The organism is Collinsella sp. wc0583, from assembly GCF_046116915.1.
Taxonomy (GTDB): domain Bacteria; phylum Actinomycetota; class Coriobacteriia; order Coriobacteriales; family Coriobacteriaceae; genus Collinsella.
Genome location: NZ_JBJXBN010000001.1, coordinates 295,728 through 321,760 on the forward strand (window position 1 = coordinate 295,728; position 26,033 = coordinate 321,760).

17 protein-coding genes and 1 tRNA gene are annotated in these 26,033 nt (G+C 59.7%); 11 read left to right on the top strand and 7 right to left on the bottom strand.

Going from position 1 to position 26,033, the window contains the following annotated elements; all coding sequences use genetic code 11:
* Positions 1-209 precede the first annotated feature (209 nt).
* The 6 genes from gltX to ACKUUJ_RS01325 all read left to right on the top strand — a co-directional run bounded on the left by gltX (position 210) and on the right by ACKUUJ_RS01325 (position 8,552).
* A complete protein-coding gene (gene gltX, locus ACKUUJ_RS01300; protein ID WP_409064397.1) occupies positions 210-1,685 on the top strand; it encodes a glutamate--tRNA ligase in 1,476 nt (491 codons plus the stop codon).
* Between the two features lie 88 nt (positions 1,686-1,773).
* Positions 1,774-4,227 carry a primosomal protein N' gene (gene priA, locus ACKUUJ_RS01305; protein ID WP_409064398.1) on the top strand — a complete coding sequence of 818 codons (2,454 nt, stop codon included), beginning with the start codon at positions 1,774-1,776 and terminating at the stop codon, positions 4,225-4,227.
* Positions 4,228-4,245: 18 nt separating this feature from the next.
* Positions 4,246-4,782, top strand: a complete 537-nt coding sequence (gene def, locus ACKUUJ_RS01310) for a peptide deformylase (protein ID WP_117583490.1) — start codon at positions 4,246-4,248, stop codon at positions 4,780-4,782.
* Between the two features lie 320 nt (positions 4,783-5,102).
* A complete protein-coding gene (gene fmt, locus ACKUUJ_RS01315; protein WP_409064399.1) occupies positions 5,103-6,023 on the top strand; it encodes a methionyl-tRNA formyltransferase in 921 nt (306 codons plus the stop codon).
* On the top strand, positions 6,020-7,420 hold the full coding sequence (locus tag ACKUUJ_RS01320; protein ID WP_409064400.1) for an RsmB/NOP family class I SAM-dependent RNA methyltransferase: 1,401 nt from the start codon (positions 6,020-6,022) through the stop codon (positions 7,418-7,420). The genes fmt and ACKUUJ_RS01320 overlap by 4 nt, the downstream gene beginning before the upstream one ends.
* A gap of 190 nt (positions 7,421-7,610) precedes the next feature.
* A complete protein-coding gene (locus tag ACKUUJ_RS01325; RefSeq protein WP_409064401.1) occupies positions 7,611-8,552 on the top strand; it encodes a hypothetical protein in 942 nt (313 codons plus the stop codon).
* Positions 8,553-8,639: 87 nt separating this feature from the next.
* Here the strand turns inward: ACKUUJ_RS01325 and ACKUUJ_RS01330 are convergent, their stop codons facing one another.
* The 7 genes from ACKUUJ_RS01330 to glgB form a co-directional block, all read right to left on the bottom strand.
* Positions 8,640-8,876: an FmdB family zinc ribbon protein gene (locus ACKUUJ_RS01330; RefSeq protein ID WP_409064402.1), complete on the bottom strand. Its 237-nt coding sequence runs from the start codon at positions 8,874-8,876 to the stop codon at positions 8,640-8,642.
* Positions 8,877-8,964: 88 nt separating this feature from the next.
* Positions 8,965-12,261 (bottom strand): 4-alpha-glucanotransferase, encoded by a 3,297-nt coding sequence (locus tag ACKUUJ_RS01335; protein ID WP_409064403.1) that lies wholly within the window; start codon positions 12,259-12,261, stop codon positions 8,965-8,967.
* A 429-nt stretch (positions 12,262-12,690) separates the two neighbouring features.
* Positions 12,691-14,997 carry a glycogen synthase GlgA gene (gene glgA, locus ACKUUJ_RS01340; protein WP_409064404.1) on the bottom strand — a complete coding sequence of 769 codons (2,307 nt, stop codon included), beginning with the start codon at positions 14,995-14,997 and terminating at the stop codon, positions 12,691-12,693.
* Positions 14,998-15,087: 90 nt separating this feature from the next.
* Positions 15,088-16,215, bottom strand: coding sequence for a glucose-1-phosphate adenylyltransferase subunit GlgD (gene glgD / locus ACKUUJ_RS01345; RefSeq protein ID WP_409064405.1), 1,128 nt, complete (start codon positions 16,213-16,215; stop codon positions 15,088-15,090).
* Between the two features lie 4 nt (positions 16,216-16,219).
* Positions 16,220-17,368: a glucose-1-phosphate adenylyltransferase gene (locus ACKUUJ_RS01350; protein WP_409064406.1), complete on the bottom strand. Its 1,149-nt coding sequence runs from the start codon at positions 17,366-17,368 to the stop codon at positions 16,220-16,222.
* Positions 17,369-17,476: 108 nt separating this feature from the next.
* On the bottom strand, positions 17,477-19,903 hold the full coding sequence (locus ACKUUJ_RS01355) for a glycogen/starch/alpha-glucan phosphorylase (RefSeq protein ID WP_409064407.1): 2,427 nt from the start codon (positions 19,901-19,903) through the stop codon (positions 17,477-17,479).
* A 94-nt stretch (positions 19,904-19,997) separates the two neighbouring features.
* Positions 19,998-22,256, bottom strand: coding sequence for a 1,4-alpha-glucan branching protein GlgB (gene glgB / locus ACKUUJ_RS01360; protein WP_409064461.1), 2,259 nt, complete (start codon positions 22,254-22,256; stop codon positions 19,998-20,000).
* Between the two features lie 331 nt (positions 22,257-22,587).
* On the opposite strand from glgB, the gene ACKUUJ_RS01365 reads away from it, so the two are divergent.
* From ACKUUJ_RS01365 to ACKUUJ_RS01385, 5 genes are all read left to right on the top strand, one after another.
* Positions 22,588-23,277: an HAD family hydrolase gene (locus tag ACKUUJ_RS01365; protein WP_409064408.1), complete on the top strand. Its 690-nt coding sequence runs from the start codon at positions 22,588-22,590 to the stop codon at positions 23,275-23,277.
* 9 nt (positions 23,278-23,286) lie between these two features.
* Positions 23,287-23,931 carry a thiamine diphosphokinase gene (locus ACKUUJ_RS01370; RefSeq protein ID WP_346963652.1) on the top strand — a complete coding sequence of 215 codons (645 nt, stop codon included), beginning with the start codon at positions 23,287-23,289 and terminating at the stop codon, positions 23,929-23,931.
* Positions 23,932-24,013: 82 nt separating this feature from the next.
* Positions 24,014-24,089, top strand: a tRNA-Ala gene (locus tag ACKUUJ_RS01375).
* Between the two features lie 549 nt (positions 24,090-24,638).
* Positions 24,639-25,184: an antiterminator LoaP gene (gene loaP / locus ACKUUJ_RS01380; protein ID WP_346963651.1), complete on the top strand. Its 546-nt coding sequence runs from the start codon at positions 24,639-24,641 to the stop codon at positions 25,182-25,184.
* 53 nt (positions 25,185-25,237) lie between these two features.
* Positions 25,238-26,032: a sugar transferase gene (locus ACKUUJ_RS01385; protein ID WP_199576402.1), complete on the top strand. Its 795-nt coding sequence runs from the start codon at positions 25,238-25,240 to the stop codon at positions 26,030-26,032.
* Position 26,033: the final 1 nt, after the last annotated feature.

The following is a 26,033-nucleotide window of genomic DNA, read 5'->3' on the forward strand; positions in this document are numbered from 1 at the left end:
GCAAGGGGACATCATAGCGCGTAAATCCAACATTCACACCCTTTCCGCACCTACTCATTGGGGACAGACTTAAATGAGTAGGTCGGTGCTCATTGGGTGGTCATTTAAGTCTGTCCCCAATGACTGGGTCGGTGCCCTTTGTGCGGAGGTTGCTTTGTTGCTTTATACTGGTGCGGTTAGACATCCATCCTGCAATCGAGGAGATTTCCATGGCATCAGACGTTCGCGTCCGCTTTGCACCCTCACCGACGGGCAAGCTGCACATCGGCGGCGCCCGCACCGCTATCTATAACTGGGCTTTTGCCCGCGCAAACGGCGGCACGTTCATCCTGCGCATCGACGACACCGACCCCACCCGTTCCACCGACGAGAACACGCAGATCATTCTGCGCGCCATGCGTTGGCTGGGTCTTGACTGGGACGAGGGTCCCGAGGTGGGCGGCGACTTTGGTCCCTATGCCCAGACCGAGCGCCTGGACCTGTACAAGCAGGCCGCCCAGCAGCTCTGGGACGAGGGCAAGGCCTATCCCTGCTTCTGCACCAAGGAGCAGCTCGAGGCCGATCGCAAGGCCGCTCAGGAGCGCAAGGACCCCTTCCAGGGCTATCAGCGCCGCTGCCGCGATCTTGATCCCGAGGAGGCCCGCCGCCGCATCGAGGCCGGCGAGTCCTACGTCCTGCGCATCAAGGTGCCCGAGGACCGCGGCGACGTCGTCATCCACGACGCCGTCCACGGTGAGGTGACCTTCGACGCCAAGGAGCTCGACGACTTTGTCATCTTCCGCTCCGATGGCACGCCCACGTATAACTTCGCGACCGTCGTCGACGACGCCATGATGAAGATCACCCATGTCATCCGCGGCGACGACCACCTGTCCAACACCCCGCGTCAGGTCATGGTCTATGAGGCCCTCGGCGCGCCCGTGCCTACGTTCGCCCACATCTCCATGATCTTGGGTGCCGACGGCAAAAAGCTCTCCAAGCGCCACGGCGCCACCTCGGTGGAGGAGTACCGCGACGCGGGTTACCTGCCCGACGCGTTCGTCAACTACCTGGCGCTGCTCGGCTGGTCGCTCGACGGCGAGACCACGATCATCCCGCGCGACGTCCTGGCCAGCAAGTTCTCGCTCGACCGCATCTCCAAGAACCCGGCGACCTTCGATCCCAAGAAGCTCGACTGGGTCAATGCCGAGTACATCAACGGCATGACCGATGCCCAGTTTGCCAACGAGATCATGGTCCCCGAGCTGCACGAGGCAGGCCTCATCGAGGGCAACGTCGAGTACGGCGAGGACTGGATCGACGCGCTCGCTGCCATCGTCAAGCCGCGCACCAAGATGCCGGCCGACGCCGTGACCGTCGCCGCTCCCATCTTCGCTACGGCCGATACGCTCGAGTATGATGAGAAGTCCGTCAACAAGGGGCTGGCCAAGGAAGGCATGAGTGCCATCCTGGATGCCGCCAAGGTCGCGCTCGAGGGTGTTACCGAGTGGACGGCTGCCAACATCGACGCCGCGCTTGAGCCGCTGCCCGAGCAGATGGACCTTAAGAAGCGCGTGGTGTTCCAGGCCGTGCGCGTCGCCGTTTGCGGCAACATGGTGAGCCCTCCGCTGGGCGAGACCATGGCGCTCGTCGGCCGCGACGACTGCCTGGCGCGCATCGACCGCGCCCGCACGATGGCGCTGTAGCAGTAGCGTAAACGCATGTATCCGAGCCCCGCTCACCCGAGCGGGGCTCTTGTTTCTAAAGACGTATGGGATGGGAGGTGCAGAGACCATGGCCGAGCAACTTTCGCTGTTTGGTTCGCCGGAACCTAAGGAAGCTCCGAAGTCCGCGGCCCCTGCTGCCGCCCCGGCGCAGCCCGAGCCCGCATCTGAGCCCGTCGCCGCCTACGCGAGCGTGGTTCTCGACATCCCGACCCGTGCGCTGTCCGAGCCGTTTGCCTACGGCATTCCGCAGTCACTCGCCAACGATGACCAGATCGGCTCCACCGTCCTAGTCCATTTTGGCAACCGTGCGGCCGCGGGCTATATCGTCGACATCGCGCCCGAGCTTGCCAACCTACAAGGTAACGACGCCCTCGACCCCGCGCGCATCAAGCCTATCGAGGCTATCCTCAGCAAGCCGCTCTTTACCGCTGAGGCTGCACGCATTGCGCGCTGGATGAGTCGCGAGTACGTCGCAACTCTTTCCGAGTGCCTGCGCCTATTCTTGCCTCCGGGTGGAAGTCCGCGCGTGGTCAAGGGCGATGACGGCGCGTGGACCGTTGAGCGCCCCGCCGTCAAGCCTATCCAAAACCGCTGGGTGATGCTTACGCCCGATGGCTTTGACTATACGCCGCCCAAGACTGCCGTTCGTCAACGCCAGCTCATCGAGGCGCTTCAGTGCGGCCCCGTCACGACGCGCGATCTCAACCTGCTCTACAACAACATGTCGGCGACCATCAAGGCGCTCGAAAAACGCGGCGTCGTGGTGGTGGAGGAGCGCCGCGCCTGGCGTGGCTGCAGCGAGCAGACCACGTTGTCCTCGGCAAGCGGCAAGGCGCCGGTCGCGCTCACGAACGGCCAGCAGCAGGCGCTCGCGCAGATTGAGCGTGCTCGCCTGGACGCACACGGCGACGTGGTCCTTGTCGACGGCGTCACCGGATCCGGTAAAACCGAGGTCTACCTCTCCGCTATCGAGCGCGTGCTCGCGGCCGGGCGCTCAGCGTGCGTGCTTGTGCCCGAGATCTCGCTGACGGCTCAAACCGTCGGCCGCTTCCGTTCGCGCTTTGGCGAGACGGTCGCGGTCTTCCATTCCCGTCTTTCGGCCGGTGAGCGCCTGGACCAGTGGGATATGGTCGCAAGTGGCGCCGCCCGTGTTGTCGTCGGCGCGCGTTCGGCACTCTTTTGCCCGCTCAGCGACCTGGGCCTCATCATCATCGACGAGGAGCACGAGACCAGCTACAAACAGGGCTCCAGTCCGCGCTACCATGCGCGCGAGGTGGCGGCCGAGATGGCGCGCCGCTATCGCTGCCCACTCGTGCTGGGCTCGGCTACGCCTTCTGCCGAGGCCCTCGACCGCTGCCACCGCGGCACGTACGGCGGCGTCACGTGGACGCGCGTCGAGATGCCCGAACGCCCGGGTCACGCGGTCCTGCCTACGGTCCGCATTGCCGACCTACGCCGCGAGTTCTCGCACGGTAGCCGCTCAATGTTCTCAAAACCGCTGATGGAAGGCCTGGAGCGCGTTGTGGAGCGGCGAGAGAAGGCTGTGCTGTTGCATAACCGCCGCGGCTTTGCGCCGTTTTTGATGTGTCGCGAGTGCGGTTGCGTCCCCACTTGCAACCACTGCTCCACGGCGCTTACGTACCACGAGCGCACGCACACGCTGCAGTGTCACACCTGTGGTTCGTCCTGGCGCGTGCAGCCGTATCCCGCACCCACGAGTCGTTGCCCCAAATGCGGCAGCCGCTACCTGGCAAAAATGGGCCTGGGCACGCAGCAGATTGAGGACGCGCTGCACCAAATGCTGCCCGAGGACGTCGCCATCATTCGCATGGACGCTGATTCCACGCGTGGCAAGGACGCGCATAAAAAGTTGCTCGAGCAGTTCGATGCCGCCGATTGCGCGGTGCTGCTGGGCACCCAGATGATCGCCAAGGGCCTCGATTTTCCCGAGGTCACGCTTGTGGGTGTAGTCAATGCCGACTTTGCGTTAAAGCTGCCCGATTTTAGAGCGGGGGAGCGCGCCTACGATTTGCTGGAGCAGGTCGCGGGCCGTGCCGGACGCGGCGATCGCCCTGGCGAGGTCGTCATCCAGACCTATCTGCCCGAGGACCCAGTCATCCGCGCCGTCGCCGAGCACGACCGTTCGATCTTTACCGACTACGACCTGGACCAGCGCCGCGACGCACTGTATCCGCCGTTCGTTCGTCTGGTCAACATTTTGGTGTGGTCGGCTAGCCGCGACGATGCGCAGGATTATATCGGGCGCATCGCAAAGCTGCTCAAGCGCCGATGGCATGCCGCCGCTCCCGACTTTTTGCGGTCGGGCAGCGCGGTGCCGCAGGTGCTGGGTCCGGCTTCGTGTGTAATCGAGAGAGCAAAGGACCGTTATCGCTTCCACCTGCTTGTGAAGTCGCCCGTGGGGTACCATGTCTCTGATGATATCGATGCCTGCCTCAAAGAGGTGGGTTCCGTGCGTGGCGTGAGCGTGAGTGTTGACGTCGACGCCTATGATTTGATGTAACAACCCGAAAGGATGGCCATGGAAGCCAACGGAATCGTACTGTCGCCCGACCCTCGACTGCGCCAGGAGTGCGCCGTCATCGAGGAGATCACCCCGGCGATCGAGGCACTCGCCGAGAAGATGAAGAAGATGATGTTCGACAACGGTGGTTGCGGTCTGGCTGCCCCGCAGATCGGCGAGCTCATTCAGCTTGTCACCATCGACTGCGATTACAGCGACAAGAACGACTACGATCCGTACGTGCTCATCAATCCCGTCATTGTTGAGCAGAGCGACCATCTGGTGCCGTTTAGCGAGGGCTGCCTGTCCATCCCCGGCATTAGCTGCGAGATTGAGCGTCCCGACCATGTCGTCGTCGAGGCTTATGACCTGGATGCCAACCTGATTCGCTATGAGGCCACAGGCGACCTGTTCTGCGTGTGCCTACAGCACGAGATCGATCACCTGCACGGCAACACCATGTTCGAGCGACTGAAGCCCATGCAGAGGCTCAAGGCCGTCAAGGAGTACCAGGACGCCCTGGCTCGCGGCGCTCGACCGGGCGAGACGGAGTAGGTCGTCCGTCCCCGGGGCGCCCGCCTATATCATCCCGTGCTCAAACATTCTCGCTGCGCTGCGAAACTGCGCGCGGGACGATATAGGCGGGCGCCCCGGGGACTACTTTGACGCTGCTTATCTCGCCCGGGTGCCGTCGGGCCAGGGAGGGACGTCTTCGCTGATAGGTGCTTTGTTGAGAGAGCTGCTTTTATTGCGGCTCTTTCTTTGGTTTTGGGTATATTTGTTCTTGTTGAATTGTTATTGCGGATGGGCTGTGTACTTGGCTTTCCGCCGTTATTTGTAGCTGTCTCGGCTTTGGTTGAGGGGAGACGTTCTTTATGCGTATTGTGTTTATGGGTACGCCTGATTTTGCTGTGCCTTCGCTGACTTCGCTTGTTGAGGCTGGGAATGAGATTGCGCTTGTCATTACTCGTCCCGATGCTGTTCGTGGGCGTGGTAAGAAGCTTGAGCCTTCTCCTGTTAAGGCCAAGGCGCTTGAGCTGGGGTTGCCGGTTGTTGAGGCCAATCGTATGACGCCCGAGGTTGTCGAGTCGCTTCAGGCTGCGCAGGCTGATATATTCTGCGTGGCTGCCTATGGCTGCATTTTGCCCGATGAGGTGCTGCATATGGCGCCGCTTGGTATTGTGAATGTTCATGCTTCGCTGCTGCCGCGTTGGCGTGGCGCCGCTCCCATTCAGCGTGCGATTCTTGCTGGTGATGAGGTTGCCGGCGTTTCCATTATGCGTATTGGGCATGGCGTGGATACCGGCGCTTATTGTGCGCAGGCCTCGACATCTGTCGCCGGCAAGCATGCCGAGGCACTGACGATGGAGCTTGGCGAGCTGGGCGGTAAGCTGCTGGCCGATACGCTGCCCTCGCTTGCCGATGACACAGCGGTGTGGACCGAGCAGGATGAGTCGCTCGTCACGCATGCTGCCAAGATTTCCAAGCAGGAGATGCGTCTGGATCCGCAGATGGCGGCGCTCGATTGCGTGCGTCACGTGTTGGCTTCGTCCGACACTGCACCCGCTCGCTGCGTGATTGCCGGTAAGTCGGTTCGCGTGCTCGATGCTGCGCTGGCGGATGTGTCGCTTGGCGAGGGCGCTGTTGCCGTTAAGAGCAAGCGTGTCTACCTGGGACTTTCCGATGGTGCGGTCGAGCTGCTTGAGGTTAAGCCCGATGGCAAGCGCGCTATGGCTGCTTCTGCCTGGGCTGCCGGCCTGCAGGGCGCCGATCTGACGTGGGGTGCTTTGTCATGAGCAAGCTTTCCCCCGCGCGTAAGCTCGCGCTCGATGTGCTGATGGAGGCCGACCGTCGCGGCGTGTATGCGCGCGATGTGCTCTCTGCCCGCGCTACGGCCAAGGCCATTGACAAGCGCGATTCCACGTTTGCCGCTCGCCTGGCGCTGGGCGTTGCCGCGACGCAGGGCATTTTGGATGAGCTGCTCGATCAGTTTCTCGATAAGCCCAAAAAGGTCGCGCCGCGCGTTCGCATGGCGCTTCGCATCTCGGCCTTCGAGATGCTCTACCTGCATACCCCGGGTCGCGTTGCCGTGAGTCAGGGCGTTGAGCTGGTTCGTAGCGGCGCTAAATCGGCTGCTGGTCTGGCGAACGCCGTACTGCATAAGGTCGCGGACAACGTCGAGGACTTTGCCACTGCGGCGGATGCCGATGAGTCTGAGCGCCGATTGGTTCGCCTATCTCGCCTGATGGGTATGCCGCGCTGGCTGTGTGCTCGCATTATGGCGTCGTTCGATACGCCCGAGGGCGCGCTCAACTTTGCAGGAAATCTGGCGCCCGCGCCGCTCGCTTTGCACGAGAACGCCTTTGCAACCAAGCCTGATCCGTACCTATCGCAGCTTGTGGCGCCGGTGTTCCCGGGCTGCCATGCGCCGGTCGATTCGCAGGCTACGGTTGCGTCGGGTGTGTTTGAACGCGCGGCGGCCGTGGCCTCGGACCTTAACGCTCAGCTCATCGCTACTGCGGCTACTCGTCCCGGGCGCTGCCTAGAGATTGGCGCCGGTCGTGGTACCAAGACGTATGTGATGATGTGCCAGGCTAAGCGTGCCGGCTACGACCGTCAGCACACTGCACTCGATTTGCACGATCGCAAGTGTGATCAGAATCTCGCGCGCCTGCATAAGGCTGGTATCAAGGGCGTTCGTACCGTCTCGGGTGATGCGTGCGAGCTCGACGAGGTACTGACGTCGTTCGATGCGATGCTTGGTAAACCCGTTCTGTTCGATACGGTGTTTATCGATGCCCCGTGCTCGGGTACCGGCACCATGCGCCGGCATCCTGAGATTCCGTGGCGCTTGACCGAAAAGGACGTGACGGTTGAGCTTCCTAAACTGCAGATGACGATGCTCAAGGAAGCCGCCGCGCGCGTGGCTGCCGGCGGTGAGCTTATCTATGCCACCTGCTCGGTTTTTGCTGAGGAGAACACTCAGGTCGTGGATGCCTTCCTGGCTTCTCTCGAGGGTGCCGGCTTTAGCGTGGCGCCGCTTTCCGAAGCACAGATTCTGCAACTCCCCGAGTTCGATCAGGCCAAGAAGCTCGTTTTCGTACGCCAGAACGATCGAGGCCTCTTCCAAAGCGTTCCCGTAAACGCCGACTCCTACGACGGCCACTTCTGCGCCCGCCTGGTCCATAAGTAACAACTAAGTTGCGGTGAAATAGGGATTGAAAAGCGGCTTCTACCCGCCAAACAGTCCTTATTTCACCGCAACTCATAAGGAAGATTTTTCTGGGAATGGGACTAATAAATCGGGTATGAAAGTAAGCGGTTGGGTTTGGTAAGTTTCTGGATGCATGAACCGCTCGCAGATTTAATATTGAGGGGTTAAAATGAACGATCTTAATAGGGACAAGATTGACAATCCTGAAGATAATACTCAGGAAAATGAAGAGGTTGAGAATTCTTCGATTAAAAAGCGGGTAATTATTGGTGCCGGTATTGTTGCTTTGCTCATTGCTGGTTGTGTCGGTGGTTATGCTGGTTACAATTACAAACAAGCATGTAGTGAACATAATCAGCAGGTTGAAGTTTTGTATTCAAAGGCTAGCGATAGTGTTGCTGCCTTTAAGGCTGATCCTGGGTTACTAACTTTTGAGCAACGTCTTGATACCATTAAAAATGCTCAAAATAATAAAGAGATTTTGAATAAAGAAATCTCTAATGACAGTTTTAAGTATGCGGATGGCACTTCCCCTGATTGGACTAAGCTGCTTAATAAGTATGATTCCATTATTAAAGGCTGCCGTAAGGCTCAAAATAATGAGTGGAATACTTCTCTAGTTGATCATGCTAATTTTGATGTGAATTCTACTGAAGATACTGACTCTCTCCAGCAGCATATTAATAGCCTCAATGGTCTTCTTAATGATATTTCTAACAAAGATAATCAGAAGCTGATTTTTGAAGATGCCAAAAAGGATTCTAAAAAATTCATCGATCAAATCAATGAACAGATTAGTCGTTATCAAACTCGTATTGATGATGTAAATAAGGCAAAAGCAGAAGCTGAGGCGAAGACTCAAGAGGAAGTAACAGCACAAGCTCAACAGCAGACTTCTCAGCAGAATAGTTATTCTAGCGGTAGTAACTATTCTAATAATAATTCTGGTGGATCTTCTAGCAGTATTTCTTCTTCCAATAATGGTGGTGGTAAGTATGTCATTCGTCAATTAGATCAATATGATGCAGCTGGTAACTATATCGGATCTACTCATTGGTATAGCGATGGTACTTGTGATGATCCTTATGCTGCCGGTATGGGCGGATTTTAAAATATACTAATTTTTAAAAATAATTATCGACCCATAGCGCAAATAAGTGGCCCCGCGATCGGAGTTGATCGCGGGGCCACGTTGTTATTAGTGGTTATGCGGGCAGTTGGCGCAACAGCCGCTGGTGGCGCTGGTGCTGGAGCCGCCACTGCGCTGGTCGGTGTTGTAGAAACCGCTGCCGTCGAACTTGATGCCGCTGGCCGAGAACGTCTTGGATGCCGGGGCACCGCAGCTGGGGCATATGACCTCGGGCGTCTCGGACATGGGGTGCTCAACCTCAAACACGTTGCCACAGCTCGTGCACTTGTAATCGTAGCGCGCCATAATACTTCCTTTTCAGCACAAAGCGGGCAGATCGCTCTGCCCGCAAAAATTCAAACAGCTGTAACTGTACCCCATATCGGGGGTTTTATCACGCTTCGCCCCAGAATCTATGGTTGGTGCGCAGGAGCTTCGCAGTTTTCTCCTCGGCCGCCGCAATGTCGGCCTCCTGTGCCTGCCATGTCCAGTTGCCCGTGGCCACGCCCGGCACGTTCATACGTGCATCGTCGCCCAGGCCCAGGATGTCCTGCAGCGGCATCATAACGAGCGGCGCATCGCTTGCCAGGGCGTTGCCCATGAGCTCGCTTGCCAATGCAATGCCGCTCGGCTCGTCGCCGCCTGCAAAGGAGCGCGTGCACCAGCCGGCAAGCGTCGAGGTGTCGTGCGTCGAGGTGTACAGGATCTTTCCCGGTGTGGGGTGAATTCCGCAACGAACGTCGTAGTCGCTAAACTCCAGCACGTCCATGCCGGGGAAGCCGCAGGTCGAAGCCATGGCGCGAACGCCGGGCGTCAGATAGCCCAGATCCTCGGCGATAAAGTTGAGCGGGCCCAGCTCGTCATAGGCGGTCTGGAACAGGTCCTTGCCCGGGCCTGCCAGCCATCGGCCGTCGGCACAGGCCTTACCGGCGGGAATGCTAAAGTAGCTGTGGAAGCCCAGGAAGTGGTCCAGGCGCACGCGGTCGTAGAGCGAAAACGCACGACGCAGGCGGTCCATCCACCAGCGATAGCCGTTCTCCTTCATGCGATCCCATCGGAAGGTGGGGTTGCCCCACACCTGGCCCTCGGGCGCAAAGTTGTCGGGCGGCGCGCCCGAAATCTCAATCGCCTTGCCGGTATCGGACAGCCAGAAGTTCTCGGGCTCGCTCCATGCGTCGGCCGAATCGTCCGAGACATACATCGGGATATCGCCGATGACCTCGATGCCCTTCTTGTGCGCATAGTTCATGAGCTCGCACCAGGCAAGGTCAAAGCGATACTGCATGTACGCCTGCAGTTCGGCCTCGTCGTGGAAGCGCTTGTCATCGATCAGATACTCGTTGTAGCGCGCGACATCTGCCGGCCAATCGTGGCGCGACTCGCCCTCAAAGTACTTCTTAACGGCCATGTAGACGCAGTACTTCTCGAGCCAGTCGGCGTTGCGATGTTTAAACGCCGTGTACAGCGGGTCGGCATCCTCGCCGCCGTGAGCCTTCCATGCAGCAAAGTCGGCGGCCAGCTCCTCGTGACTCTCGGGTAGCAGATCAATATTGCCTGCAAAGGCCGAGGGGCCGGCGTAGGGGGAGCAGAAGAAGTCCGTGGGGTTGACGGGCAGGACTTGCCAGTAGCGCATGCCCATAGCGGCCAGATGGTCGATAAAGCGACGCGTGGGCGCACCGATTGTGCCGGGCTTGCCGTCATCGGTCGGCACCGAGGTGATGTGGCACACAACGCCCGCGCCATGATCGAGCGGCTCCTGCAGGCGCTTCTCGGCATGGTGATAGATGATCGAAGAGCCCAGCGGGTACAGGTCGAGCGTGACGGTACCGTTGTGGATCTCGCACTCGTGACCGCTGATCACGTCGCTCGCGCATTCGCCGAGCGCCGGAATCGTCACGCGGTGCGAATTGCGCAGGCTGCGGTTGATGATAACCGTCGCGGCCTCGCCGTCTTTGCCCGTGCGGGTGTAAGCCAAGACTTCGTCGTTGAGCGCAAAGGCCTTGATCTCGCCATCGACCATAAAGGGCAGCGCACGGCGCACGGCAGACGCGTTCTTAACGATGGCCAGTGTGTCGAAGTCGTGGAGTTGGTCCTTGGTCGGCAGGGTGCGGCGGTTGCCCGGGTCGGTAAGGCCCTCCAAGCCGTACTCGTCGCCGTAATAGATTGAGGGTACACCCGGGAAGGTCATCTGCATGAGCGTCGCCAGCCAAAAACGGCTCTTGGCCAGGCCCATCGAGTTATCGTCCAGGCGCCATTTGCTGCGCTCGCTCTCGGGCAGCTGCGACTCGTCGGGGCCACCGCCAAGCACCGAGATGATACGCGGACGGTCGTGGCTCGAAAGCAGATTGAGCGCGCAGGCCAGTGCCTCGCGCGGGTAGTTCTCGCGCAGGGTTTCGATATCCTCGGCTGCCTGGTAAGCGTTCTTGTAGCCCATCAAAAAGCCGATGACCATGTCGCGGAAGGGGTAGTCCATAGCGGAGTCGAGCTCAGAGCCCTGCAGGTAGCGGCGCAGGTGGCCATAGCTGATCTTGTTGGAGGCGTCTTCCCAGACCTCGCCGAGCAGCAGCGCGTCGGGCTTCTCGGCGAGCACGGCCTTTTTGATTTCGGCAAGGAAGTCGTCGGAAAGCTCGTCGGCCACGTCCAGGCGCCAACCATGGGCACCGGCGCGCAGCCATTTGCGGATCACGCCGTCCTTGCCCAGGAGCCGCTCGCGCACCAGTTCGGAGCTCTCGTTGATGGCGGGCATGTTGCCCACGCCCCACCAGCAGTCATACGAACCGTCTTCATGGAAGTAAAACGCATCGCGCCACGGCGAGTCCTCGCTCTGCCAAGCACCGACGCCGGGATAATTGCCGTAGCGGTTAAAGTAGATCGAATCGTCGCCCGTGTGGTTGAAGACGCCGTCCAGGATGATGGAAATGCCGAGCTTCTCGGCTGCCTCGCACAGCTCCGTAAAGTCCTGCTCGGTGCCCAGGATCGGGTCGATCTTGGTGTAATCGGCCGTGTCGTAGCGGTGGTTGCTCGCGGCCTCAAAGATCGGGTTGAGGTAGATGGCCGTAAAGCCTAGCTCGGCAATGCGGGGCAGGTCATTTTGGATACCCTTGAGCGAGCCGCCGTAAAAATCCCAGGTCTTGATGGAGCCGTCTTCGGCACGCTCGTACTCGGGCGGTTCGTTCCAGTCCTCGACCATGCGGCGCTGGATTCCGTTGCGCGGTTTTTCGACCTCGGCCAGCGTGCGCTCGCGCCAGTTTTCGTCGCGGGCATAGCGATCGGGGAAGATCTGGTAGACCATGCCGCGCTCGTACCACTCGGGACGCACTTCGCGGTGCTTGTAAACGGTAATCTGGAACGACGGGACCTCGGCGTAGTTGTAGGTTACGCCCTCGCCACCGGTGCGGCCTTGTGGCGCACCCAGGCGGACCACGGGCTGGCTCTCGATATTGCAGATAAAGCTGTACCAGATAAGACAGGGCTCGGTGCACTCAAGCTCTACGGTAAATATGCCGTCGCCCTCGTGCGTCATGGGATACAGAGACTCACCGATCTCATCGATCCAGGTGCGCAGGGTGAGCGTCGCCTGGTTGGGGTCGGCATCCTCCAAAATCACCGAGAGCGAAACGGAAGTTCCAGTGGTCACAGCGCCAAACGGAGTACGAAACTGCGGCAGACGGCTGTTGTGAATCAATCTCATAATACGGTCCAGTTCAATAGAATCACGGCCTGTGGGCCATGGGCTTTACGCACAAGATATAAGTATATCTGTTGTACACAGGCTGTATAAACAACATCCGTTTACCATCGGCGAACGGTTGTCCTAGAAAATCGTTTTACCATCCAAATTATCGCGATATTCGAAAACGCCCAGGCGGATACTATTTGTAGTCAAACAAAAGTACATCGGTTTACTACGACGAATTGAATGATCTCAACCACGGTCAATTTGGTGATATTAAATCCGCAGGTAGAAGTGTTGCCAATTTCATAGAATACTCTCCGTGGTCGGCCAGAGCTATTTTGTCGTAGTAAACCGGCCCTCTTTTTAATAGAGAAGTTCAACCAAGAAGAGGGCGCCTGGTTGGGGCGCCCTCTTTTGCGTTGGATTAAGTTTTAATCGTCCAGACTAGTGACGCTTGCGGGTGGCCGTTGCCTTGCGGACGGAGGTCTTCTTGGTCGGAGCCTTTTCCTCGGCTGGAGCGGCGGGGGAGACCGGGGCCTTCTTGGCGGGCTCGGTCTTTGCCTTAGTCTTGGGAGCGGTCTTGGCCTCAGCGGCCTTCGGCGCCGGCTCGGCCTTTACTGCGGGCTTGTCCTCGTCCTTAGCCTCTGCCTTGGGAGCAGCAGCCTTGGTCGTGGCCTTTTTGACCGTCGTCGTAGCGCGCTTGCGCGTGGTGGTTTTGGCGGCCGGCTTTGCCTCGACAGCTACCTTGGCCTTGGGCTCGGAGGGCGCCTCCTCGACCTTGACGGCGGGCTTTGCAGCGGCCTTCGGGGTCGTCTTCGCGGCGGCTTTCGTCGTAGCAGCCTTGGTCGTCGTCGACTTCGCAGCCGTGGCCTTCTTAGCGGTCGTGGTCTTGGTCGCGGTCGTCTTCTTGGCAGCGGTCTTGGCCGGAGCCTTTGCCGCGGGCTCGGCCTTTACCTCGGGAGCGACCTCGGCCTCGGCGGCCTTTTTGGCAGCGGCGGTCGTACGCTTGCGCGTAGTCGATGCCTTGGCAGTAGTTGCCTTAGCGGCGCTAGTCTTGCTAGCAGCGGCCTTCGTGGTCGTGGCCTTCTTAGCCGTCGTCTTGCGGGCCGTCGTCTTCTTGGCGGCAGGCTTCGCGTCGGGCTTAACTTCGGCCTTGGCCGCCGGCTTCTCCTCGGCCTTGGGCTCCTCAGCGGCAGCGGGCTCCTTAACGGTCGCCGCAGGCTCGGCCTCAGCGGCAGCGGGCTCATCGACAGCTGCAACATCAGTCACACCCGCCGGCCTCTCAATCTCCGGATGCATAAAGAAGTACAGGTCCAGATACTTATCGGCCGAGCGCGTCCAGCTAAAGTCCTGGCTCATGGCCTGCGTGACCAGCTGGTTCCAAGCGTCACGGTTATCCCAGAACAGGCGCGCCGCGCGGAAGACCGCGTCGCCCATCTCGTCGCCGTTAAAGTTGCTAAACGAGAAGCCCGTGCCCTCACCAGTGAACTCGTTGTACGGAACAACAGTGTCCTTCAGGCCACCGGTCTCGCGCACGATGGGCAGGGTGCCGTAACGCATGGCGATGATCTGCGACAGACCGCAAGGCTCAAACTTCGAAGGCATCAGGAACATATCGGCGGCGGCGTACATGCGCTGCGACAGCGCCGGGTCAAACTCGATGCGCGCGGCCATGGTGCCGGGGTACTTGTCCTGGAAGTAGCGCAGGCCATCCTCGTAGTCGCGGTCGCCGGTGCCCAGCACGGCCACCTGCACGCCGCCGGACAGGATGCGGTCGAGCGCGTACATGACCAGGTCTAAGCCCTTCTGGCGCGTCAAGCGCGTGACCATCACCATAAGCGGACGGTCGTCGCGAACCTCGAGCCCCAGCTCTTCCTGCAGCTTGGCCTTGCACACGGCCTTGCCGGAACGGTCGTCAACCGTGTAGTTGGCGGCAATGCGCTTGTCGGTTGCCGGGTCAAAGGCCGCCACGTCAATGCCGTTGAGGATGCCCTGCAGCGCGTAGGAGCGCTCGCGCAGCACGCCGTCCAGGCCCTCGCCAAACTCGGGCGTCTGGATCTCGCCCGCATAGGTGGGGCTCACCGTGGTGATGGCATCGGCATAGTGCAGCGCGCCCAGCATGTAGTTGATGCTGCAGGCGTCGCAGCGCAGCTGCGTAGCTGCCGCCGGAATATGCGCCACACCCAGGATGTCCTCCATCACGGTGTCGCTAAACTGGCCCTGGAACGCCACGTTGTGGATCGAGAACACGGTCTTGACGCGGTCGTACAGCGGCAGGCCCTGGTAGAACTCGCGCAAGAACACGGGCGCCAGCGCCGTCTGCCAGTCGTTGCAGTGCAGGATGTCGCACTCAAAACCGGCCGGCAGGTGCTGCAGGCTTTCGGTGATGGCCTTGGAGAAGAACGCAAAGCGTTCGCCGTCGTCAAAGAAGCCGTACGGATAGTCGCGCGCAAAGTAGCGCTCGTTGTCCACGAACATATAGGTGACGCCGTCGCGCTCGAGCTTCTCCAGCCCGCAGTACTCATTGCGCCAGCCCAGGCTCACGTAAAAGTCGGCAAAGTGCTCCATCTGCGCCTTGTATTCGTCCTTGATGGTGGCGTACTTGGGGACCATCACGATGACCTCGGCGCCGGCGCGCACAAGTGCCGCAGGCAGCGAGCCCGCCACGTCACCCAGGCCACCGGTCTTAACAAACGGTGCGCACTCGGCCGAGGCAAACACGATCTGCATCTTTTTGCTGGAATCTGCCATATTGTCTCCCATGATGTAATTCGAGAATAGCCGCCTGGCGCTAACCGGGCGGCTATTCTACATGTTACGAGCGATGTTGCGGTGTCAACGTTAACGTACGATGGTGGTGTCGGAAGTTAACGGAGCCTTGCCCAGCACCAGGATGTTCTCGGGCGTGCCGCGAAGCTCGGTGTTGGTGGGAACCACGTTGTTCTTGTCCAGAATGGCATTCTCGACGCGGGCGCCGCTCTTGATGATGCAGCTCTGGTTGATGATCGAGTTGGTCACCGAAGCGCCTTCCTCGACCACGACGCCGCGCGACAGGATCGAGTTACGCACGGTGCCCTTGATGATGCAGCCGGCCGAGATGATCGAGTTGCACGCGTGGCTGCCGGTCGCATAGCGCGAAGGCGGCACGTCGTGAGCCTTGGTCAGGATCGGGCGCTCGGGATCGAAGAGATGGTCGGCCACGGTCTGGTCGAGCAGGTCCATGCTGCGGCGATACAGCGACTTCTCGCTAAACACGCCCACGACCTCGCCCTTGTACTCGTAGCTGCACACGTCGATGTTGCCAAAGTCGCCCTGGAGTGCCTCGAGCAGGTCAAGATAGTCGGCGGCCTGGTAGTGGTCAATGATCTCGAGCAGCGTCTCGCGGTTGACGATGCAGCAGTCCATAGAGGCGTTGTCGCCGTACACGACGCCGGCGCTCACGCCCGTCAGGCGACCGTTCTCGTTGATTTGCAGCTTGGTCTCGTCATCGACGTTGCGCGTGGCCTTGCAGTACACCACGGTCATCTGGGCACCGGAGTTCTCGTGCGCGTCGATGATGGTGTTGAGATCCATGTTAAAGATGATGTTGGTGCCCATCATCACAACATAGGGCTTGTCCGAGCGCTGGAACAGCGTCTTGTTGGAGATGATGTCGCGCAGCAGGAAGCGCATGCCGCCCTTGGTGGTGCCATACGCGTTGCCGGGCACCATGAACAGGCCGCCCTTCTTGCGGTCCAGGCCCCAGTCCTTGCCCGAGCCAACGTGGTCGATCAGCGAGCGGTAGTTGCCCGGCATGACGACGCCGACGGTCTTAATGCCGGCATTCATCATGTTGGACAGCGGAAAGTCGATCAGGCGGTAGCGGCCCAAAAAGGGAACGGACGCGATGGGGCGGTCCTTGAGCAGCACGCTACCGTAGCTCGAAGAGTAGTTAGCGGTGATATAACCGATGGCCTTGCGATTGATCATCGGATCATTCCCCCTTCCCGATAACGACGTCATTTCCAACGACGGCCGTATCCTTGGTGGTATCGACAGAGCCGAGCTTCACGCCCTCTTCGACCGTGGAGTTCTCGCCCAAAATAGCGCGGCAGATGTGCGCGCCGCTCTTAACGTGCGCACCCGGCAGCAGCACGGAGTCCTCGACCACTGCGCGCTCCTCGATGATGACATCGGTCGAAAGGATCGAGTGGCGTGCGGTGCCGTAGATCTTGCAGCCGTTGGAGACCAGGCAGTCGTCCAAGCGGCCGTCCGGACCAATGTAGTGCGGCGGACGCGTGGTGATGTTGGACATGATGGGGAAGTGCTTGTCAAACAGATCGAACTCGGGGTTGTTGCCCAGCAGGTCCATCGAGGTCTCGTGGAAGCTGGCGATGGTGCCGACGTCCTTCCAAAAGCCGTGGAACTCGTAGCTGTACAGGCGCTTGCCCTCGTCGAGCAGCTTGGGGATGATGTCCTTGCCAAAGTCGTGGCTCGAGCGCTGGTCCAGAGCGTCCTCTTCGAGCGCCTCGATCAGCACGTCGGCCGAGAAGATGTAGATGCCCATGGACGCGAGATTCGAATCGGGCTTATCGGGCTTCTCGGTGAACTTGGTGATGCGGCCGTCCTCGGGGTCGGTGGTCAGGATGCCAAAGCGGCTGGCCTCCTCCCAAGGCACGGGCATAACGCTCACCGTGAGGTCGGCGTTGTTCTCAATGTGCGTCTTGAGCATCTTGCGGTAGTCCATGCGATACAGGTGATCGCCCGAAAGAATCAGGACGTACTTGGGGTCGTTGGCCTTGATGTAGTCGAGGTTCTGCGTAATGGCGTCGGCCGTGCCCGCATACCAGGCGCCGCCGGTCTGCGTCTCATACGGCGGCAGGATCGACACGCCGCCGTCACGGCTGTCCAGATCCCAGGCCTCGCCAGAGCCCACATAGGCATGCAACAGGTAGGGACGGTACTGCGTCAGAACGCCCACCGTGTCGATGCCCGAGTTGGAGCAGTTGGAGAGTGAAAAGTCGATAATGCGGAACTTGCCACCAAAGCTAACCGCCGGCTTAGCGATCTTTTGGGTGAGTGCCCCCAATCGGCTGCCCTGTCCTCCTGCGAGGAGCATCGCGATGCATTCTTTCTTACTCATCGATTTCTCCTTCTGTCATCGATGTTCCTAAACCCATTAGCGACGGGCGCGGCGCAACGTCACGCCCGTCGAGTAATGCCGTGCTGGCATAGGGGAGCTCGCGCGCCGTTACGCGTGCCAGATCTCGTCGCGGTACTCGCGAATGGTGCGGTCGCTCGAGAACCAGCCGCTCGAGGCGGTGTTGAGCAGGGCCTTGCGGTTCCAGGTCTCCTGGTCGCCGTAGCTGCCGGTGAGCTTCTCCCATGCATCCACGTAGCCGCGGAAGTCTGCCATGACCAGGTCGGGGTCGTTGTTGTTCATGAGCTCGTTGTAGATGCTCTCAAAGTTGCCCGAAAGACCCGCGAAGGTGTTGTCCTTGAGCTCGTCCATCACGCGGCCCAGACGGTCGCGATCGTTGTTGAGCGTATCCCACGCAAAGTAGCTGTTCGATGCCCAGAGCTGCTCGACCTCGGGGGCGGTCAGACCAAAGATGGCCTCGTTCTCGCGACCGGCCAGGTCGGCGATCTCGATGTTGGCGCCGTCGAGGGTGCCCAGCGTAATGGCGCCGTTCATCATGAGCTTCATGTTGGACGTGCCCGAGGCCTCCTTGCCGGCCGTGGAGATCTGCTCCGAGATCTCGGCGGCGGGGTAGATGAGCTGGGCGTTGCTCACGCGGAAGTTGGGGATAAAGCAGACCTTCATGACCTCGTTGACGCGCGGGTCGTTGTTGATGACGTCGGCCACGGAGTTAATGAGGCGGATGGTCTCCTTGGCAAAGGTGTAGCTGGAGGCAGCCTTGCCGCTAAAGATGAAGGTCGTCGGCGTCACGTGGAAGTTGGGATCGGCGATGCGACGGTTGTAGATGTCCATCACCTTCATGATGTTCATGAGCTGGCGCTTGTAGGCGTGGAAGCGCTTCACCTGAACATCGAAGACGGTGTTGGGGTCAATGACCAGACCGGTCTCGGCCTTAACGTAGGCGGCCAGGCGCTCCTTGTTGGCGCGCTTGGAGGCACCCACGGCCTTCAGGAACTCGGTGTCGTTCTGGAACTCCTTGAGCTTCTCCAGCTCAAAGGCGTCCTTCAGCCAGCCGTCGCCAATGGCCTCGGTCACGAGCTTGGCGTAGGTGGGGTTGGCCTCGGCAAAGAAGCGACGGTGCGAGATGCCGTTGGTCTTGTTGTTGAACTTCTCGGGCGTCAGGGCATAGAAGTCCTTGAGCACGATGTTCTTGATGATGTCGGAGTGGATCTTGGCCACGCCGTTGACGCTGTGGCTGCAGATCACGGACAGGTTGGCCATGCGAATCTCGCCGTCCCACAGGATGGCGGTCTGACGCAGACGCTCCTGCCAGCCCTCCTGCGTGGTGTCGAACGACTCGTGCCAACGACGGCTGATCTCGTCGATGATCTGGTACACGCGGGGGAGGAGCTTGGAGAACATGCCGATGGGCCACTTCTCCAGGGCCTCGGGCAGGATGGTGTGGTTGGTGTAGCTCACGACCTGCGTCACGATGTTCCAGGCGTCGTCCCACTCGAGCTTCTTCTCGTCGATGAGGATGCGCATGAGCTCGGGTCCGCACATGGCGGGGTGCGTGTCGTTGGTGTGGATGGCCACAAACTGCGGCAGCAGCTCCCAGTTCTCGCCGTGCTCCTTCTCAAAGGTGTCGAGCAGGCTGTAGATGCCGGCCGAGACAAACAGGTACTCCTGCTTCAGGCGCAGCAGGCGGCCGTGCTCGCCGGCGTCGTTGGGGTAGAGGATGGCGCTGATGGCCTCGGCCTCGGCGCGCTCGGCGTCGGCCAGGGCGTAGTCGCCGCGGTTGAAGGCCTCGAGGTCAAAGTGCTCCTCGACCGGCTCGGCGGCCCAGACGCGCAGCTTGTTGACGGTCTCGCCGGCATAGCCCACCACGGGGATGTCATAGGGGACGGCCAGGATGTCCTGCGTGTCCACCGTGCGGTAGAACGTGCGCCCGTTCTCCTCAAAGCCCTCGACGCGGCCACCAAACTTAATGGTTACGGCCTTGTCTTGACGACGGACCTCCCAGGGATAGCCGTGGGTGAGCCACTCGTCGGTGGCCTCGACCTGGCTACCGTTGACGATCTCCTGCTTAAACAGACCGTAGCGGTAGCGCATGCCGTTGCCATAGCCGGCAATGCCCTCGGCTGCCATGGAATCCAGGAAGCATGCGGCAAGACGGCCCAGGCCGCCGTTGCCCAGTGCCGGATCTGGCTCCTGGTTCTCGATGACAGACAGGTCGAAACCCATGTCGTCGAGCGCCTCGGCGACCATGTCGCGCACGCCAAAGTTGAGCAGGTAGTTGTCGAGCAGGCGGCCGATCAAAAACTCGATCGAGAAGTAGTACACGCGCTTCTTGCCCTCGGCGGCCACGCGGGCGTCGCTGGTGGTGGCAACGGTGCGCGCCTTCTCGGCCACGAGCTTGGCCAGGGCGTTAAAGCGGTCCAGGTCGCTGGCGGCCTCGACGCTCTTGCCGCTGATACTCATGACGGCTTCGCGATAGAGCTCGGTAAACTCCTGCTTGTTGTCGAAGATCTTATTCATACGTTCCTTTCCCCCGGGGATGTTTCTCCCGGAACGGTTATGACTTGTATCCTACGCCCCCGCGGGGCGGGTAATTACAGCTGTAACGGCTTTGTTACGCTTTCTTGGCAGAAGCCTTGGCTGCAGCTGCCTTGGCTTTGGGAGCAGCCTTTTTGGTGGTTGCCTTTTTGGCCGTGGTCTTGGAAGCGGGCTTAGCGGCAGACTTGGCAGTCTTCGCCTTGGACGGAGTCTTCTTAGTTGCCGCGGGCTTGGGCTTCACCGAGGACGTGCGCTTGCGCGTCGTCTTCTTGGGCTCCTCAACCACGGGTGGCTTATAGCTACTGGGACCGCGGCGTTTGAGCACCACGCCTGCCAGGCCGGGCACCTTCATCTCGATGGAGTCCATCTGCCCGTTCCAGGGATAGGGCTCGCTCGAGCAGGTGTAGGGCTCCTCACCGGCGTATCCGCTGCCGCCAAACTCGGGACGGTCGGAATCGAAGATGACCTCCCAGTCGCCCTCGCGCGGCACGCCCACGCGGAAGCTCTCGTAGCTCGCCGGGTCAAAGTTGATCAGGATCACCAGGTCGTCATCGACGTCCTCGCCCTGGCGCACAAAGCTCACGATGGACTGCTTGGAGTTATCCGCGTCGATCCAGGTAAAGCCGTCGTCGGTGTAGCCGCGCTCGTACAGGGCGGGCTCGGCGGTGTACAGGTGGTTGAGCGCCTTGATGAACGCCTGATGATGCGCGTGGGTTTCGTACTGCTCGGTCAGGAACCACTGGATGGACTCGTAGTAGCGCCATTCAATAAACTGGCCGATCTCGTTGCCCATAAAGTTGAGCTTGGCTCCGGGATGCGTCATCTGGTAGAAAGCCAGCGTGCGCAGGCCGGCAAACTGGCGCCACCAGTCGCCCGGCATGCGGCCGATGAGCGAGCACTTGCCGTGCACGACCTCGTCGTGGCTCAGCGGGCAGATAAAGTTCTCGGTAAAGGCGTACATGATGGAGAACGTGAGCAGCCCGTGGTTGCCGGGGCGCCACGGAAAATCGGTCTGCATGTAGTGCAGGGTGTCGTTCATCCAGCCCATGTCCCACTTGTAGTGGAAGCCCAGGCCGCCATCCTGCGGCGGATAGGTCACGAGCGGCCACGCGGTGGACTCCTCGGCCATCATCATCACTTCGGGGTAGTGCGCCTCCACAGCGCAGTTGACCTGGCGGATAAACGCGCTGGCGTCCAGGTCCTCCTCGGTACCGTACTTGTTGAACTTCTTTTGGCCGGGATCGTCGATGCCAAAGTTGAGGTACAGCATGCTGGACACGCCGTCCATGCGAATGCCGTCCACGTGGAAGTTCTCGAGCCAGTACAGCACGTTGGAGACCAGGAAGGAGCGGACCTCGCCGCGGGCGAAGTCAAACTTATGCGTGCCCCAGTTGGGGTGAATCTCGTGCTCAAACAGCATGTGGCCGTTAAAGGTGGCAAGGCCGTGGGAGTCGGCGCAAAAACCGCCGGGCACCCAGTCCATGATCACGCCGATGCCTGCCTCGTGGCAAGCGTCGATAAAGTGCATGAGCTGCTGTGGGTTGCCGTAGCGCGACGTGGCGGCGTAGTAGCCGGTCGTCTGGTAGCCCCAGGAGCCATCGAAGGGGTGCTCCATAAGCGGCATGACCTCGATATGCGTATAGCCCATGTCGCGTACGTAGTCCACGAGCTCCACCGACAGATCGTCGTAGGTGTAAAACTCACCGCGCTGCGCGGGGAAGGGATCCATGGGACCGGGGTAGTTGCCGTACTCGTCCGGCTCGCCCTGCGGCGCGTCGCCGTGGCGCTTCCACGAGCCAATATGAACCTCGTAGATGTTAAGGGGCTGCGACATGTGGTTATGGCCGGCACGACGCTTGAGCCATGCGGCGTCGTTCCAATTGTAGCCATCGAGGGTCCACAGCACGCTCGCCGTTCCCGGAGGGCACTCGGCCTTAAAGGCGTATGGATCGGCCTTGTAGAGCTTTTCGCCCTCGTTGGTCTCGATGAGGTATTTATAGAGCTGACCTTGCTTGGCGCCAGGAATAAAGCCTTCCCAAATAGCGCTCGTATGCATGGGCACCAGCGGGTTGGCTTGCTCGTCCCAGTCGTTAAATTCGCCAATGACATGGACGCTCTTTACGTCGGGCGCCCAAACGCAAAAACGCCAGCCGCGCGTACGGTTCTGCGTGTCGGGGTGCGCGCCCATCTTTTCCCAGCTGCGCTCCCACGTACCGATGCCAAACAGATAGACATCGTCTTTGGTGAGCTCCGGCGCGTGCGGGGCGGGTTTACGGGTAGCAGGCTTTTTGGTTGCTGGCTTTAGCTTTGTATCGCTCACGTTTGATCCCATCATGACGCGGCAGCGTGTTGCCTTGGTGACTACATGCGAAAGGTCCAAGGCTGCACGAATCGAAGGGACGGCGATAGTTCTATGATTCGTTCCACCTCGCGTGCTCGGTGGAACTTTCGGCAAAAACTACGATAACACCTGTACGTTAGTTTTATGAACGAAAGTGGATTTGCGGTGGCGTTTAATCGGTAAGCGCCATGTTTATACCACTGGCAGAATTGCGATGGTAAAACTCTTGACAGCTTTAGCAATTAGGGTTTCAAAACTGTTAGGCTGACGTTTGGTAAAACGTTTTTAGCAGGTTGTTTACCATTTGACATCGAAAGGCTTGCCCATGCCCCGCATCGCCGCCCCCCATGTTGCATTTATTTTCGACTGCGACGGCACACTGGTTAATAGCACCCCCGTTTGGGCTTATTCGCAGGCCGAGTTATTGCACCGCCATGGGATAGATGTGACCGTGGACGATTTTGCCCAATTTGAGCATCTTTCGCTCGAGGACGAGTGCCAGGCCTACCACGACACGTGGGGTATTGGCACGGATGGCGAGGAGCTGTATCGCGAGCTGAGTGAAATCCTTATCGACGGTTATTCCAAGGTGCCGCCGCGCGATGGGCTGCTGGCATTTTTGGAGCAGGCGAAGGCGGCCGGCATCGCCATGTGTGTGGCTACTTCTACGCCGGCCGAGCTGGTCGGGTCTGCGCTTGCCGGCGCCGGACTCGATCGCTACATGGAGTTTGTTACGACGACGGGTGAGGCCGGACGGTCCAAGCAGTTCCCCGATGTGTACGAGCTGGCGCTGAGCCGTCTGGAGGAGCGCTATGGGCATGCGTTTGAGCGCGCCTGGGTATTTGAGGACGCTGTTTTTGGCCTTAAGAGCTCAGGCGCCGCTGGCTTTAAGCGCGTGGGTATCTATGACCCGCATGGGCGCATGGAGCGCGACGAGGTTCGTGCCAACTGCGAGATCTTTATCGATAGCTACGAGGAGCTGGATCTGGCCCGCGTGTTGGAGTTTGAGGGGTAGGCGAGGGCTGTGTCGGACAAGGTATTAGTGGTCTGCGGCTCGCCCGTGGTGGCGAGTGCGGATCTGCTGCGCCAGCTGGCGGGAGAGTGCGAACGCGTTGTGGCCGTGGACCGCGGGCTCGATGCGCTGCTGAGCGCCGGGCTGGGCTGCGACGTCTACGTAGGCGACGCCGATACCGTGAGCGATGCCGGCCGCGCGCTGGTGGATGCTGCCGAGGACTTTGAAGTAGAGCGCCATGACCCCTACAAGGACTATACCGACCTGGCGCTGTCGCTCGATTCCGTTCGTCGTCGCTGGCCGGGTGCCGAGGTGATTGCGACCTGTGCCTCCGGCGGCCGCCCCGACATGGCACTGAGCGTGTTGGGTTTGCTTGCCGGTTACGAGGATGCTCCCGTCTGGGTCGAGGAAGACAAGGTTGTCGCCCGTATTCTTCACGCAGGTGAATCGTGGACCATCGAGGGCTCCGAGGGCAAAACCTTCTCCATTATCGCTATAGCCCCCAACACCGTAGTCAGCGAGCATGGCCTAGAGTGGGAACTAGACCACGCCTTCTTGGGTTTACTAGCCGACACCGGCATCAGCAACGTCGTAAGAAGGACAGCAACAATAACCGTCCACCAGGGAGTAGCAATCGGTTATTTATACCGTGCGTGAGGAAAACCCCTAAGCAGAGCAACAAACTCAAAATTCCCTCTTGCAACACCTGCGACTTTCCCCTATAGTATCACTCCGTCACGGGGGCGTAGCTCAGCTGGGAGAGCGCTTGACTGGCAGTCAAGAGGTCAGGGGTTCGATCCCCCTCGTCTCCACCATCGTGAATTTAAAGTCACTCGATTGAGTGGCTTTTTTATTTTCAAGCTCCCCAACAAGCTGCACCCAAAAAAGTTGCGCAATAATCAGCTACTTTTGTAAATAGATATGTTGTCCAGTACTACCTAAGTTGGTTCCTATAAACCCTTGTGCTAGGATACTTCAAGTCACATGAGTTCAACTGTGCCGCAGGTTCCACTAAACCACAAAGCGCAGGGTCGATCAGCATCCGGCCGTAACGGCGGTGCCAGAAAAGCCACGAGCTCCAATAATATGCTAAACGCAGCAGTCCTCAGCTGTTTGCGTGCGGTTCAGTTTTTTACTTGCTTGACTGGTTCGCACGCAGCCAGCTGAGGTTGTAGGTTAATTTATTATACACGCCTGCAATCTCAGCGCTGCTTTTATACATACCGTTCACGGTGGGGCAGAGCCACGTGCTTGTCTAACTGGGCTCAGGGTTTGAATATGGAGCGCCTTCGCGCACAAGCGCCCTGGCGTAGCCATACCCAAACCCCGTGAGCCATACGTAAGACAGCAAGGGGGTGGTGCTCGTGTGGTATGTGATCCAAGTCACTAACGGTCGCGAAGACGTTATGCGCGAGCGCATCGAGCGCATGGTGCCGGCTGGCGTCATGCAGGAGCTCTTTTATCCCCAATATCAAACCGAGATCAAGCTACACCGCGAATGGGTCAGCACGACCAAGCCGCTCTTTCCCGGTTATCTCATTTGCGATACGGCGGATCCGCGCACCGTGCAACAGTATTTGCTGCGCATGGACGACTTTGCCCGGGTGCTTTCCCAGGACGGTCGGTTTGTGCCGCTGGCAAAAGAAGAGACCCAGCTCATTGGCAGTTTTACCAATAGGGGAGACCGCGTGGTGCCCATGAGCGAGGCTCTAAAGGATGGAGACCAGGTCGTAGTAACGGCAGGCCCGCTGCTGGGGCACGAGGCCCTTATCAAAACCATTAACAGACGCAAGAGCACTGCCTTTTTGGAGCTCGACTTGTGCGGCCGACGCGTAACCACCCGCGTTGGCCTTGCGGTGCTTTCAAAAGAGCAGCGCGTTATGCGCAATCACAGAAGAGCGATCGCCTAGCTGCAAGCTCGCAAGCGGACGACCGAAGGCAAAAAGTATCGGGGGAGGGGCTCTTGGAGCCTACGATGATGACCATGGCACAGGGCGCGCGGGAGACGCGCACGGCCGCCACGGCGAATTCCGTCACTGCCGCAGCCGGTGCTGCGGGGGATTACCTTACAAACGAAGAAGCGTACAAGATGCTGCGCGGTGCCAACTCCGGCGTGAAGCCCGAGCTTGGGCACAGGCTCTACCGCGTTGTTAAGCGTACGGTGGACATTGTCGCCGCCGGCGGAGCCCTGGTGTTGCTCTTTATTCCCGGGGTAATTCTGAGCGTGGTCATTTGCATAAAGAGCCCGGGCGCCAGCCCCCTATATTCACAGTGGCGCGTGGGCCGCGTGCGCAAAGACGGCACGTTCTACCTGTTTAAGATCTACAAGTTCCGCAGCATGGTTCCCAACGCAGACCAAATGCTCAAGGACTTGCAGGCCCAAAACGAGGCCACTGGCCCCATGTTTAAAATGAAGCACGACCCGCGCATTATTCCCGGTGTGGGTAACTTCATTCGCAAGCACAGCATCGACGAGCTGCCCCAGCTCATCAACGTGTTCTTGGGCCAAATGAACCTCATTGGCCCGCGCCCCGGCCTGCCGCGCGAGGTTGCCCTGTACAGCGAGCACGACATGAAGCGGCTGGCGGTAAAACCCGGCTGCAGCGGTCCTTGGCAGGTAATGGGCCGCAGCTACCTGGGCTTCAACGAAATGGTTGAGCTGGATCTTCGCTATATAGAGAATCGCAGCCTGCGCCAGGACCTGCGGTTGATATTCGGCACGCTGAAGACGATGTTCTCTGGGGAAGGTGCCGTGTAGC